The 14682-nt window shown below is 37.0% G+C and carries 9 protein-coding genes; all 9 read left to right on the plus strand.

The window, feature by feature from the left end; translation table 11 throughout:
- Nucleotide 1: 1 nt before the first annotated feature.
- Nucleotides 2-1114, plus strand: a complete 1113-nt coding sequence (locus tag ORI89_RS10605; RefSeq protein ID WP_268230453.1) for a Gfo/Idh/MocA family protein — start codon at nucleotides 2-4, stop codon at nucleotides 1112-1114.
- A 224-nt stretch (nucleotides 1115-1338) separates the two neighbouring features.
- On the plus strand, nucleotides 1339-2187 hold the full coding sequence (locus ORI89_RS10610; protein ID WP_268230454.1) for a sugar phosphate isomerase/epimerase family protein: 849 nt from the start codon (nucleotides 1339-1341) through the stop codon (nucleotides 2185-2187).
- Nucleotides 2188-2211: 24 nt separating this feature from the next.
- Nucleotides 2212-3756 (plus strand): MFS transporter, encoded by a 1545-nt coding sequence (locus ORI89_RS10615; RefSeq protein ID WP_268230455.1) that lies wholly within the window; start codon nucleotides 2212-2214, stop codon nucleotides 3754-3756.
- A 291-nt stretch (nucleotides 3757-4047) separates the two neighbouring features.
- A complete protein-coding gene (locus ORI89_RS10620) occupies nucleotides 4048-5526 on the plus strand; it encodes an IPT/TIG domain-containing protein (protein WP_268230456.1) in 1479 nt (492 codons plus the stop codon).
- A gap of 56 nt (nucleotides 5527-5582) precedes the next feature.
- Entirely contained in the window at nucleotides 5583-8618 is a 3036-nt protein-coding gene (locus ORI89_RS10625) for a SusC/RagA family TonB-linked outer membrane protein (RefSeq protein WP_268230457.1), read from the plus strand.
- 11 nt (nucleotides 8619-8629) lie between these two features.
- Nucleotides 8630-10684: a RagB/SusD family nutrient uptake outer membrane protein gene (locus ORI89_RS10630; protein ID WP_268230458.1), complete on the plus strand. Its 2055-nt coding sequence runs from the start codon at nucleotides 8630-8632 to the stop codon at nucleotides 10682-10684.
- A gap of 89 nt (nucleotides 10685-10773) precedes the next feature.
- Nucleotides 10774-11757 (plus strand): DUF4973 domain-containing protein, encoded by a 984-nt coding sequence (locus tag ORI89_RS10635; protein WP_268230459.1) that lies wholly within the window; start codon nucleotides 10774-10776, stop codon nucleotides 11755-11757.
- A 32-nt stretch (nucleotides 11758-11789) separates the two neighbouring features.
- Nucleotides 11790-12944 carry a glycoside hydrolase family 76 protein gene (locus tag ORI89_RS10640; RefSeq protein WP_268230460.1) on the plus strand — a complete coding sequence of 385 codons (1155 nt, stop codon included), beginning with the start codon at nucleotides 11790-11792 and terminating at the stop codon, nucleotides 12942-12944.
- An 89-nt stretch (nucleotides 12945-13033) separates the two neighbouring features.
- On the plus strand, nucleotides 13034-14473 hold the full coding sequence (locus tag ORI89_RS10645; protein ID WP_268230461.1) for a sulfatase: 1440 nt from the start codon (nucleotides 13034-13036) through the stop codon (nucleotides 14471-14473).
- The last annotated feature ends 209 nt before the right edge of the window (nucleotides 14474-14682 follow it).

The raw sequence follows: 14682 nt of genomic DNA on the forward strand, positions 1-14682 counted from the left end.
AATGAGAAAAATCAATGTTGTTATCGTCGGAATGGGGTTTGGTAAGGAGTTTATTCCAATTTATCAGAAGCATCCGAACATTAATGCTGTGGGTATCTGTACAAGGAATCAAGATACGCTTAACGAGTTGAAAGAAAAGTTCGATCTGGATGAGAATTTTATTTTTACAAATTTTGAAGATGTTGTTAAACGAGAAGATGTCGATGCTATTCATATTGTAACACCTGTGCCGGAGCATGCTAAAATGACATTAGCCTCATTAAATGCAAATAAACATACAGCGTGTACAATTCCAATGGCTATGACTAAAGAGGATTGTGAAGCTATCGTTGAAGCTAAGCGCAGAGCTAAAAAGGTGTATATGATGATGGAAACGGCGCTTTATACACGAGAGTTTTTATATGGATTAAAACTTGCAGAAACAGGAAAGCTAGGGCGCATTCAGTTTGTCCGTGGTTCGCACATACAGGACATGAGTATGGATGGATGGGCTGATTATTGGAAAGGATATCCACCTATGTTAAATGGGACACATGCTATCTCGCCGCTCTTAAAAATAAATAATACGGTTGCAGAGTCTGTAGTTTGTCATGGTTCTGGCCGCCTAACTGATGACTTAGCAAGTAGGTATAACTCGCCTTTTGCAGTAGAAACAGCTACTTTTAAACTTAAAAATTCCAATGTAGTTGCTGAAGCTACAAGATCACTTTTTGATGTGGTTCGTCAATATCGCGAGAGTTATGATGTATATGGTGATAAAATGTCTTTCGAATGGGAGCAATTGCAAGATGAACATCACATAATTTTTGATGGCGGAGAAAATGCATCGAGAATTGATGTACCGGATACAGATGAAATGTTAATTCCTGAAATAGCCGACTTTACGAAACGTGAAAAAATTGATGACCCAAATCATGTTTCATTTTTACAGGGCGCAGGACACGGTGGGTCACATCCCCATTTAGTGCAGGAATTTGTGTCGGCGATAATTGAGGAACGTGATTCAGCAGTAGATGCGGCTTTAGCAGCTAACTACACATGTGCAGGTATCTGTGCCCATGAGTCAGCAATGAAGGGGGGGATTCGTATTGAGGTTCCAACTTTTGGGCTATAAAAATATATAAGAACTTATTCATCCCTCTTGTTGCTATAAGCAGGGATGAATAATAAGAGCTTGATTGCTTTATTAGTCATGAAAAATCAAGTAAAATTTGAAATACTGAAAAATATAGAACTGCTTTAAGGAACCTTGATTTATAAAGTGCAGTATTTCAATAACCAGTAATAAGTAAACCGCTCTATTAATAAGAATAAAGAGAGCATATAGAAAATGTAAATATGAAGATAGGAATAAGCACTTTTGTATGGTCTTCTCCCTTTACTACTGCTGATTTTAATATACTTAATAAAGTAAAAGAGTATGGGTATGATATCGTCGAAATAGCTGTAGAGGATAGGGATTTAATAGATTTTGTAAAACTTAAGGATATGTGCCGATCTTTGGATTTGGAAATATCAATCAGTGGTGCTTTCGGTACAGAAAGGGATATCTCAAGTAATAATCCTGATTTTCGAAATAAGGGTTTATCTTATATTAAGGACTGCTTAGATATCGCGAATTATATGGAGAGTCCTATATTTGGAGGACCTTTATATTCGGCAGTAGGTAAAACTAGACTTGTGTCAGATCAGCAGAAAAGAGAAGAACGATTGTGGTGTTTGGATAATCTATCTTTAGCAACAACCTATGCTAGAGAGAAAGGGGTAAAGTTAGCTCTGGAGCCTTTAAATAGGTTCGAAACGGATATGATAAATACCGTAGATCAAGCATTAGAGCTTATCAATGAGATAAATGATGATTATTTGCAACTTCTTTTAGACACATTCCATAATAATATAGAAGAAAAAAGTATCCCTAATGCAATTCGCAAGATTGGTAAGAAGCTTCTGCATATTCAGGGTAATGAAAACGACAGAGGAATACCAGGTACAGGACATGTTGATTGGGAAGGTATTAATCAAGCGTTGATGGATATTGGGTACGAAGGGAGTATTGTCATTGAAACCTTTGGTGCGCCCTCGAAAGAGTTAGCTCGTGCAGCAAGTATATGGCGCCCGTTGGCAGAAAGTCCTGACATTTTAGCGAAGGAAGGTGCAGAATTTTTAAAAAGTATTTTTAGACGTTAATTATAAAAAACTAAATCAAGTAAAATGACAATTGATAATTCAATACATGTGGATGAAAATCAGGGTAAAGTTCAACCAAATATGAAGCTTTTTTGGGGATGTTTTATAGTGCTGGTTGCTTCTGCCTTTGGGTTTGTATTTCGGTCGTTTTTGATGACCGACTGGGGAGTAAAGTTTGACTTAAGTAAAACACAGCAGGGAGAGATTTTCGGTGTCAGCTTTTGGCCATTTGCATTAAGTATCGTTGTTTTTAGCTTGGTAATTGATAGAATCGGTTATAAAAAATCGATGATCTTTGCGTTTTTATGTCATCTTTCTTCTGTTATTATTACAGTTTTAGCCAATGGCTATTGGATGCTGTATTTTGGTACATTTTTATTTGCGCTGGGAAATGGAGCAGCTGAAGCAGTTATTAACCCTGTTGTAGCAACTATGTTCCCAAAAGACAAAACTAAGTGGCTTAATATCCTACATGCGGGCTGGCCCTTGGGAATAGCAATAGCTGGATTGTTGGGAATTGGCTTAATTCATCTTCAAGTAGATTGGCGAATATTAATAGCTTTTATTTTTCTTCCAACAATTGTGTATGGTCTTTTAATTATACGAGAACAATTCCCCATAAATGAAAGGGTAAAAGCAGGGGTTAAATATATTGACATGTTGAAAGAAGTCGGCATTGTAGGGACATTAATTGTTATAGGCTTGGCTGTTTTTGAACTTGGGAATCTTTTTAATTGGAGCTTTATGACTAATGTTTTTATAATTATAGCAGGAACATTAGCCTTTGCATATTTCGTGCGTACGTGGGGACGGCCTTTGTTTATCTTGCTATTATTGGCAATGATTCCTTTGGCAACAATGGAGCTCGGCACAGATAGTTGGATTACTGATTTAATGACTCCAGAAATGGCCAAGCTAGGCTTTCAAGGAGGTTGGGTACTCGTGTTGACTGCTGTTGTGATGGCTTTTTTAAGAATGTATAGTGGGGTGGCTGTGAAGTATTTTACCCCTCTTTCTCTATTAGCAATCAGCGCCTTAATTTCCGCTATCGGTTTGCAAATCTTATCTTTTTCTGTAGGTTACTTTATCCTCATTGCTGCTCTTCTTTACGCTTTAGGGAAAACCTATTTATGGGGGACTATGCTTGGTCTTGTATCAGAGCTATTTCCAAGAGGAGGGGCTTTTGCTTTAAATGTAACGAGTGCGGTAGGGCAATTAGGAGTAGGCATTATTGGCGCAGTATTTTTAGGATATATACAGGATAAACAGATTGATTCGAAGTTGGCCTTATATGATGTGAATAATAATGAAAATTATCATGAAAGATTAGTTACGGAGAGTAAGACTAGTATTTTTGGTGACTACAAAGCTATAGATTATAGCTCTGTTGCTCTTCAAGATGAAAAAGTGAAAACAGTTCTGAAAGATGTAGAGAATGACGCTAAAAAATCTGCACTATCATCTGTATCGTTAATTCCCATGGGATTATTTGTTTTTTACATAGCATTGATTATTTATTTTAAAAGAAAAGGAGGTTATAAACCGGTAATTATGAGAGAAAAGACCTAGGGTAGCATCTAGGTCTTATTTGTTTCGTTTTAGTTTAATTGTTATCAATATATGAGCTGGAGCTCATGTAAGGGAAGGAGGTGTTTTTTATGTTTTTTTAGACTTTCAATAAAGGATTTAAATATTCCTTTTAGTTAATAAACTTAAATAGAGTGTCTTTTGTAAGCTTATGAAAGGAGACAAAGCACTCTGAGTAATTATGATTTTAGCATTGTTAAAACCCATTTTAAACAGCGCTAAATACAATTTTTAATTAACCAATGTAATATTTACATTATAAAAACTAAGTATATGAGAAAGTACATTAGTCAGAGCTATCGTTCTATGCTATTCTTTTTTATGGTGATGAGTTTAGTGCTCACTAGCTGTAAAGACAAGGATTCAGGTGTTTTAGATGTGATAGCTCCTTTTGATCCATCTAAACCAATAGTTGTATCAGATTTTGCTCCAAGATCAGGAGGTATGGGGCAGCGCCTTGTAATATATGGTCAGAATTTTGGAGATAATATTAAAGATGTAGAGGTTATGATCGGAGGGAAGAAAGCTAAGGTAATAAATGTTTTGGGAGAGTCATTGTATTGCTTAGTACCTAGGCAGGCATTTTCGGGAGATATTGAGGTGCAAGTAGGTAAAGGAGATAAGAAATCTATAGGAAAATCTCTTGAACCTTTCGATTATGAGCGAAAAATGGTTGTTTCTACTTTAATAGGTTATCGAAATGATAGAGGAGACGAACCATGGAAGGACGGTAAATTTAAAGACAAGGATCAAAATAAAATGGCAAGTGGTTTTTGGGAACCTTCTTTTATGAAGTTCGACCCAATAAACCCCAAGCACTTATGGATGACATTTGATTTTAATAATGGACTATACCTTATAAATTTTGAAGATAGTACAGTAACAAAGAAAAGATCTGATTTCGACCGTCCTAGAAGCATAGATTTTACAGTTGATGGTGAACACATGATCATTGCTGAGGATCGTGGTGGAGAAAATGATAGAGCAACATATCGTCTAGCTAGACAAAAAAAATGGCAAGATATGGAAATTCTTACACGGTATAGGCAATGTAATGGAGCATCAGTGCATCCTGTTAATGGAGAACTTTATTTTAATAGTTATGAGAAAGGACAGTTCTTTCGGTTTGACCTAAACAAATATTTTGAAAAAGGATTAAGCGATAAGGATTATGAAACACTTTTCGTTGTTCATGACCCACAGTGGGAGTATAAAATTTTTATGCACCCAACCGGTAATTATGCTTACATCTCAGTAATAAACCAACATTATATTCTTCGTGTCGATTACAATTGGGAAAGGAAGGTTTTTAATCAGCCCTATTTAGTAGCAGGGCAACTTAAATCATCAGGATATGAGGATGGTGTAGGTTCTTCTGTCCGGTTACGTAATCCTTATCAAGGCGTTTTTGTAAAGAACTCTAAATATGTTGCAGATGGACAAAGTGATCAATATGACTTTTATTTTACTGATCAGCATAATCACGCAATTCGCATATTAACCCCACATGGCAGTGTGACAACTTTTGCCGGAAGAGGAAGCTCAAGTATTAATAATGATCCGTATGGATATGTGGATGGTGACCTTAGGAATGAGGCTAGATTTGATAGACCATCAGGTATAGCGTATAGCGAGGAAGAAGGAGCTTTTTACATTGGTGACCAGATGAATCGACGTATTCGGAAGATTGCACTTGAAGAGATGGATGATATTGTTGAAGAAGATATTAATACAGACGAATTTATAAACTAATCGATGAAGTTATGTATAAAATTATTTTAACATGTGTGCTATGCATCGGATTCATTATGAGCATCAGAGGACAGGATGTTGTGGAAGTAACAGGTGTTATTACAGACGCGAAAAAACAACCTTTAGTGGGAGTTAGTGTCTTTGTGACGGATGCTCCTGGGCTAGGTACTGTAACAGATAGTAAAGGGAAATATAAAATAAAAGTAGAGCGTTATAAAAAGCTAACAATTTCATCGTTAGGATATGAAAAAAAAGAGGTTATAGTAAGAGAGCAACTTGTTATCGATGTTCAATTGAATGAGGCAGAAAAGAATATTCTTGATGAGGTCGTTGTAACAGGTACAGGTCCTGAGAAACGATTAACTCTTACCGGGGCAGTTACTACTGTAAATGTAGATGACTTGAAGTCCAATCCAACTTCTAGTTTGTCAAATGCTTTGGCAGGAAATGTACCTGGAGTTATGGCAATGATGCAATCCGGACAACCTGGTAAAAATATTTCAGAATTTTGGATACGTGGAATCTCTACTTTTGGAGGAGGGACTGGAGCTTTAATTTTAGTAGATAATATTGAAAGAGATATTAATGAGATTAATATTGAAGACATAGAGAGCTTTTCTGTTTTGAAAGATGCTGCCGTTACTGCAATTTATGGTTCGAGAGGGGCTAACGGTGTTATATTAATTACTACCAAAAGAGGAAAGGAAGGTAAGATAAATATTAATATCAAGGATGAAAATATTTATAATACACGGACTATTACTCCCGAGTTTGAAGATGGATTTACTTATGCAAATCTTCTTAATGAATCGCGGATAACGAGGAATCGTGAACCTATTTACCAACCGGAAGAACTAGAAATCTTACGACTAGGTTTAGATCCAGATTTATATCCAAATGTTGACTGGAGGAGTTTACTTTTAAAAGATGGAGCGATGACTTATCGGGCCAATCTTAATATGAGCGGAGGAGGAGCAACGGCGCGTTATTTCGTTTCGGGAAGTTACATTAATGAGGGGGGGATGTATAAAACTGATGAGACCCTAAGAAGTGACTATAATACCAATGCAGATTTTAAACGCTATAATTATCGGTTGAATACGGATATTGATATCACGAAAACAACTTTGCTTAAAGTAGGAGTAGCGGGGTCTTTAAGTAAGCGAAATAGTCCGGGATTGGGTGATCATGATTTTTGGGGAGTTCTTTTTGGCTATTCACCGATAAGGACACCTATTCTTTATTCGAATGGATATATTCCCGCTATTGGAACGGGAAATCAGACTAATCCATGGGTTGTTGCAACACAAACTGGGTATAATGAAAACTGGAGAAATAATATACAAACTAATATAGCCCTAGAGCAAAATTTTGATTTTATAACTAAAGGACTTCGTTTCCGAGGTATTTTAGGATTTGATACAAATAATAACAGCAATATAGAACGCCGTAAATGGCCCGAACAATGGCGAGCAGAAAGAGCTCGGGATGAAAATGGAGAGATTGTTTACCGTCATGTTTCAGATCCTAGGGAAATGCATCAATCAAGTAGCTCAGGAGGGGATAGACGGGAGTTTTTAGATTTAATGTTTAATTATGGACGGAATGTCGGTGATCATCATTTTGGAGGGGTAGCGAGATATACTCGAGATGCTTTTGTCTGGACAGTTAATATTGGAGACGATATCAAGAATGGTATTTCTCGTAGGAATCAGGCTTTTGCTGGACGTGTAAATTATAATTGGAAAAGTAGATATTTTGCTGATTTTAATTTTGGCTATAATGGTTCTGAAAATTTTGCTCCTGGACACCAGTACGGTTTTTTTCCTGCTGTATCTGCGGCTTGGAATATTTCGGAAGAGCAATTTGTTAAGAATACTGCAGAGTGGATAAATATGTTTAAAGTCAGATTTTCGTGGGGTAGGGTTGGAAATGATCAATTAATGGGAGGGCAACGTTTCCCATATTTATATACAATATCGGGAGGGGCTAGTGGTTATAAATGGACTGATTACGGTTTTAATAAGCAGTTTGAAGGGATGAGATTCTCTCAGGTAGCCTCGCCTTATGTAACATGGGAAATAGCAACAAAGAAGAACTTAGGTGTCGACGTTGCCTTATTTAAAGATAAAATTATTGCCAATCTTGATTTCTTTGACGAAAAGAGAACGGGTATTTATATGGAGCGTCGTTTCCTACCCGCAATTGTTGGATTGGAAAGTACGCCAAAAGCAAATGTGGGGGAAGTTGAGTCTAAGGGGTTTGATGGGCGGCTTGAGTATAAACAAAAGTTAGGCAATGTCAATGTTACCGCTAGAAGCAATATTACATATAGTAAAAGTTCGATTTTAGAAAAAGACGAAGAAAATAATGTTTATCCTTATCAAAATGAACAAGGTTACCGTGTTAATCAAGCTAAGGGACTTATTGCTTTGGGGTTGTTTGAGGATTATGATGATATTCGTAATAGCCCGACCCAAAATTTTGGACCTGTTCAGCCCGGTGATATTAAGTATAAAGATGTAAATGGAGATGGTGTAATTGATGATGCTGACCGTGTTGCGATAGGAGCAACAAGAAGACCCAATTTAATTTATGGATTAGGGGCGTCTGCTAGTTGGAAAGGTTTAGATATCAGTGTGCATTTTCAAGGCGCTGGTAAGTCAACTTTCTCGACTTATGGAAAAACAGTCTACGCTTTTAGTGAAGGGGAGTGGGGGCAGGTAATGAAGGGTATCATGGGGGAAAACCGGTGGGTTTCCGCTGATATTTCAGGAGATCCTTCCACAGAAAATCCCAATGCTTCTTATCCTCGTTTAAGTTTTGGAGGTAATCCTAATAATTTTAGAGAGTCTACTTTTTGGTTACGGAATGGTCAGTATATAAGGTTGAAAACTATTGATGTGGGCTACTCACTACCCAAACATCTAGCAAATCGAATTAAAACCAATAATATACGTCTCTTTATTGTTGCTACTAACTTATTAACATGGTCTACATTTAAACTTTGGGATCCCGAGCTAGCAAGTCCAAGAGGAGAAGATTATCCGCTGCCTCGATCATTTACATTTGGAATAAGTGTTAATCTATAAAATTAAAAGAAATGGAAAGACGATTATATTTTATACTTTTTATTGTTGTAAACATAAGCATCATTTCTTCCTGCAAGAAAGATTACTTGAAATCTGATCAGTATTTTAAAGATCGGCTTACAATTGAAAAAGTTTTTCAGAGTAAAGTGTATACAGAAGAATGGTTAGCACATGTGTTTGCAGAGTTTAAAGATATAAATGCAGATGTTGCGAGTAAAGGTCATACTCCTCATGCATTTGCCGATGATATGTTTTACGGAGATAGAGATAGTGATTATGATCCTTCTAAAAATGAGCTTTCTTATAATAAGTTTAAAATGGGCTTGTATAATGAAAATGAGAAGCAAGGTACGTGGACTCAAAGCTATCGTGGGATTCGTAACGCAACAACATTCATTCAAAATGTATATATGAATACGGAAATGAATGAAGTTGAAATTGAAGACTTTCGTGGACAGGCTCGTTTTGCAAGAGCATATCTGTATTGGTTATTGTTGCGTAAGTATGGGCCTATTCCTCTCTTACCTGATGAAGGACTAGATTATACCGAAAGCTATGATAACTTGGCGACTCCTCGTAGTAGTTATGAAGAGTGTGCAGACTATATTGCTAGTGAGATGTTGTTAGCGGCTAAGGAAATGGAGGTGTTAGGGATGACTCGCGGGCAAGATGCGTCCGCTAGACCTACTTGTGGGGCAGCATTGGCAACCAGGGCTAAAGCCTTATTATATGCAGCAAGTCCATTGGCCAATGGTAACACAGCTGATTTTGCTTTAAAGCTTACGGATGATGTTGGAAAAAATTTATTATCAGTAAATTATAATGAAGAGAAGTGGGCGAAAGCTGCAGCTGCAGCTCGGGATGTAATGGAGTTAGGTGTGTATTCCCTTTATTGGGTTCCTCTGCAGGAGACAGGAGATGATGCAACAGTCATTCCTCCAAAAGATATGAACTTTTCTGAAAAAAGCTGGCCGGAAGGTTGGGCTAATATTGATCCCGCTAAATCCTATGCACAAGTATTTGATGGTACCTTACAACCTTCCGGAAATCCTGAACTTATTTTTACTAGAGGAGATAATCAGGGGGGAGAAAGTATTTCCGCAATGGTCGCCCATCAATTACCACGGTCTGCTACGGGCTGGAATACACACGGGTTAACGCAAAAACTTGTGGATGCTTATTATATGAATGATGGTAAAGATGTACCAGGGAAAGATCTCGAAATCGGGCGGGGAAATGGTTCGGTTCGGGCAAGCGGTTACGTGACACAAACCGATTATGAAGAAGGAAGATATAAACCTTTGAGAGCGGGAGTATCACTACAGTATGCTAATCGAGAACCAAGATTTTATGCTTCAGTAGCTTACAATGGAAGTTTTTGGACTTTATTTAATGAAACTCAAGAACGTAATCGTAACCAACAAGTGTTCTATTACCGAGATGATAATAAAGGCAATGGTTTTAACTCCTCTAATGCTTATTGGTTACGTACAGGCTTTGGAGTGAAAAAATTTGTACATCAAAATGACACTTATGAGGGGGGCAGTTCATCACATATAGTACCTAAAGCAGAACCCGCTATTCGTTATGCAGATATATTATTAGCATATGCTGAAGCGTTGAATGAATTAGATGGCTCATATACAATCCCATCATGGAGAGGAGGAAGTTATAATATTTATCGTGATATCAGTGAGATAAAGAGAGGAATACATCCTATTCGTATACGGGCAGGTGTTCCTGATTATTCAGGAGCTATTTATGGTAGTAAAGAAGAATTGCGTAAAACAATTAAAAGGGAGCGATTTTTAGAGTTAATGGGGGAAGGACAGCGTTATTATGATTTACGTCGTTGGATGGACGCACCTGTAGAGGAAGCACTGCCAATTTATGGAGCAAATGTTTTGATGAATGAAAAAGAAAGAGATCTTTTTCATCAGCCTATTGCGGTTTGGGCATTAAAAACAACTTTTGCAGATAAAATGTGGTTTTGGCCGATTAGTCATAGTGAACTTAAACGGAACAAAAGATTAACTCAGAATCCAGGATGGACTTATAACGATTAAAAATATGAAGTCAATGTGTTGTACGTATGTTTTCTATATCATGGAAATAAATTAGTATGACATATGATGTTCACAAAAATGATAAGCATATGAAAAAGATTAATATAACCTTATTGCTTTTTTCACTCATCACTATATTTAGCTCATGCAATGATGAGTGGAAAGATGAGCAATTTGAAAACTATATTTCATTTAAAGCACCTTTATCTGGAGAGGGGATCGCCAATATATTTATTAGGTATAGAGATAGCGAAAAAACAGTATTTCAGCAACCTTTAATTGTCAGTGGTTCTACTACAATCTCAAAAGATCTAAATGTGAAAATAAGCGTTGATCCGGATACATTAAATGTTTTAAATTATGAACGCTTTCAAAATCGAGATGATTTTTATTATCGGATATTAAGCGATGAATACTTTTCAATCCCCTCTTCGATTGTTATAAGTGGTGGTCAAAATACATCTTTGATGGATATAGATTTTACACTTAAAGGTATTGATATGACGGAGAAGTGGGTTTTACCATTAACTATTGAGGATGATCTATCTGGAAGCTATAAAGCAAACCCGAGAAAACATTATAGGAAAGCTTTGCTTCGTGTTAATCCTTTCAATGATTATTCAGGGACATATAGTGGAACAGCATTGAAAATAGCAATGGAAGGATATGAAGAAGAAACCCCGATTGTTAAGAGTGAAATTAGAAGCTACGTGGTTGATGAGAAGACTATTTTCTTTTATGCAGGAAATATTGATGAAGAACGGCAAGATCGTCGTAATTATAAAGTTTATGTGAACTTTAATGAGACAGGCGGAGTGACATTATCTTCAAACAATCCTAAAATGAATTTTAAAGTAAATAAGGATGCCAGCTATACAATTTCTGAACAGATGGATGCTGTCCGCCCTTATCTCTTACATCGTTACATCACTATTAATAATATTGATTATCAATTTACTGATTATAGTATGGTTCCTAATGTTAATATTAACTATTTGGTTTCAGGCTCTTTAATTTTGGAGCGCCAATTGAATACACAAATTCCTGATGAGGATCAGGCCATTCAGTGGTAAAATGACATAATAACAATTTAATTAAATAAAAAATGAAGAAACATATTTGTTTTTTTATTTCGGTTCTTACCCCCGTTTTTGTTGGGGTAAGAGCTGAAATTTTAAATCTTAATGAACCTTTTTTGAAAGTAGAAAAGTTAGATACTTCGACTTATTCTAAGGAAGATCTCAAACAGGCTTACCAGTCCTTTAATGATGAATTGTATGATCCTATGCGAAAGTTGTATTTCCGTGATTCAAAGAAGGGAACAGAAGTAGCGGCCATATGGACACAAGCAATATACTGGGATATGGCCATGAATGCTTATAAAGCTGAACCGAGCAAACAGAACAAACAACGTATAGAAGATATTTATCAGGGTTGCTATGAATATTACGCAGGATATGATTGGTATAGTCATCCGGATGTTTGGTTTATATATGATGATATCATGTGGTGGGTTATATCCATGGCTAGAGCATATGAACTTACGGGAGAGGAAAAATATTTAGCCCATGCCGTTTCCGGTTTTAATAGAGTTTGGTATGGTGTGCCCGAGTTGGATATTGGTTCTTTCGATAGAGAAAAAGGTGGCATGTTTTGGGATTGGACTATGGGAAGAGCAGGTAAGATGTCTTGTATCAACTACCCCACTGTAGTAGCCTCTGCACTTTTGTATAAAATTACTCAAAACGAGAGTTACCTTGAAAAAGCAAAGGATGTATATAGTTGGTCGCGGAAAAACCTATTTAACACAGCAACAGGAGAAGTTGCGGATTCTAAACATGGGGACGGCGAGCCCCATTGGAAACCACATGGGTACAATCAAGGAACTTGTGTAGGAGCTGCTGTAGATTTATATAAAATAACAGGTGAGATGCATTATTTGAACGATGCGGTCTTGGCGGCTGATTTTACGAAAAATACCATGTCTATATCTGGTATTTTACCTTTTGATACAGGAGAGGAACAAGGGATTTATCATGCAATTTTAGGACAATATATCGTGCAACTAGCTAAAGAAGTTAATCAACCTGAGTATTTAAATTGGATGAAAAAGAATATAACAGTGGGCTGGAATAATAGAAATGAACGTAATCTTACCACGAGAAACATTAGTGAAAAAACATCAGATCATAAAATTATTTCTGCTTATGATGCATCCGGTGTGGTGGGGTTAATGTTAGCTGTATCTAGTGAAAATTGATCTATAGAAGGAAATATTTTATAACAAATCCAATGCTTGTTTTTTTTCGATTAATTATTATAAGTTTTCTTGTTCTCGCAAGCTTGCAGATGTCTGCACAAATAGATAGTGAAACGAAAGGAAAACCCAATATTCTTTTGATTCTTGTCGATGATCTGAAACCGGCAATCGGGGCCTACGGTGATAAAACTGCAATTACACCCTACATGGATAAGTTGGCAGCAAATGGGCTTCGTTTTGATTTTGCTTATTCAAATCAAGCGGTATGTGCGCCCTCTCGATTTAATTTGATGTTAGGAAGCCGGTCATCTTCTACCGGAATTTATGGTTTTGGTCAGAACTTTAGAGATTATTATCCGCAAGCTTTGACAATGCCTGAGTTTTTTAAAACAAATGGATACCATACCGAAGGCATGGGTAAAGTCTATCATATCGGACATGGTACCTATCAAGATGAGGCTTCATGGACTGTCCCTCACCATCCGGAGCTGTTAATAGAATATGTAGATGCTGCGAGTAAGAAAGATGGGTTTACCAGGGAGGAAGCACTGTTTTCTAATAAAAGTGCGGAAGGTTTGCCACGAGGTGTTGCTTGGGAATCTCCGGATGTGCCTGATGATGCCTATGCAGATGGGCGTATTGCAAATCGTGCGGTAAAACGTCTTAAAGAACTGGCGGATATGCAGAAAAACCCTAACTCTCAGCCATTCTTTTTAGCAGTAGGTTTTGCTCGACCACATCTTCCATTCTCCGTTCCTCAAAAATACTGGGATAAATATAATCCCGCTACTTTACCTTTGCCAGAATATGAAGAAAAACCGGTAGGAGCACCTAGCTATGCCGTAAAAAGGGATACTGAAATTGATCAGTATTTTCCTATACCGCACTCCTCTGAACAAGATCCATTTCCTAAAGAACTGCAGCGTAAACTTATTCATGGCTATTATGCTAGTGTAAGCTATGTGGACGCACAGATAGGAAAAGTAATGCATGCTTTGAAAGAGTCGGGGCTTAATGACAATACGATTGTCGTTTTATGGGGGGATCATGGATACCATCTTGGAGAAATGGGGATCTGGACTAAACACGTCAATTATGAATTAGCTAATCACATACCTTTAATTATATCTGCTCCGGGAGTTAACGCAGCTAACAGTAGTACTTCTCAACTAACGGAATCCGTTGATATTTATCCTACGTTAGTAGAACTGGCCGGATTTGCTTTACCTGAAGTAGAACAACCTTTTGACGGTATTAGTATGCTGCCGGTCCTTCGAGACACAACTGTTCGTCTTCGTGATCATGCTTATCATAGTTTCCCCCGTGAAGGACGTCTGGGCAGAGCCATTCGGACAGATCGTTATCGCCTCGTAGAGTGGAAAAAGATAAATGAGCCTGATGCTCCGATTGATTATGAACTGTATGATTATAGTGAAGGTAAGGTGGAAAAGAAGAATATTGCGTCAGAACGTTCGGATATTTTGGAGAAAATGAAATCTATATTAGCAAATCATCCGGATGCGAAATAGTTTAGGGCATAGAGAGAGGTTTCTGTTATTTTCTGAACGAAAGAATAGGCTATACTTTACATATATAATTTAATTTTCATCTATATGAAATATCTAAAAATGACGCCGGGGTTTAATGCTTTTTTAAAGATGTAGATTTTTAAACAGCGACTTCTAGTTATTTATTTCATACATTAATAAATAAAAAAACATGGTTACAAAGATTAAAA

The organism is Sphingobacterium sp. UT-1RO-CII-1 (genome assembly GCF_026711005.1).
Classification (GTDB): Bacteria; Bacteroidota; Bacteroidia; order Sphingobacteriales; family Sphingobacteriaceae; genus Sphingobacterium.

Coding starts and splice junctions, on each gene's coding strand:
- ORI89_RS10605 (WP_268230453.1), top strand. CDS start 2: ATGAGAAAAATCAATGTTGTTATCGTCGGAATGGGGTTTGGTAAGGAG.
- ORI89_RS10610 (WP_268230454.1), top strand. CDS start 1,339: ATGAAGATAGGAATAAGCACTTTTGTATGGTCTTCTCCCTTTACTACT.
- ORI89_RS10615 (WP_268230455.1), top strand. CDS start 2,212: ATGACAATTGATAATTCAATACATGTGGATGAAAATCAGGGTAAAGTT.
- ORI89_RS10620 (WP_268230456.1), top strand. CDS start 4,048: ATGAGAAAGTACATTAGTCAGAGCTATCGTTCTATGCTATTCTTTTTT.
- ORI89_RS10625 (WP_268230457.1), top strand. CDS start 5,583: ATGAGCATCAGAGGACAGGATGTTGTGGAAGTAACAGGTGTTATTACA.
- ORI89_RS10630 (WP_268230458.1), top strand. CDS start 8,630: ATGGAAAGACGATTATATTTTATACTTTTTATTGTTGTAAACATAAGC.
- ORI89_RS10635 (WP_268230459.1), top strand. CDS start 10,774: ATGAAAAAGATTAATATAACCTTATTGCTTTTTTCACTCATCACTATA.
- ORI89_RS10640 (WP_268230460.1), top strand. CDS start 11,790: ATGAAGAAACATATTTGTTTTTTTATTTCGGTTCTTACCCCCGTTTTT.
- ORI89_RS10645 (WP_268230461.1), top strand. CDS start 13,034: ATGTCTGCACAAATAGATAGTGAAACGAAAGGAAAACCCAATATTCTT.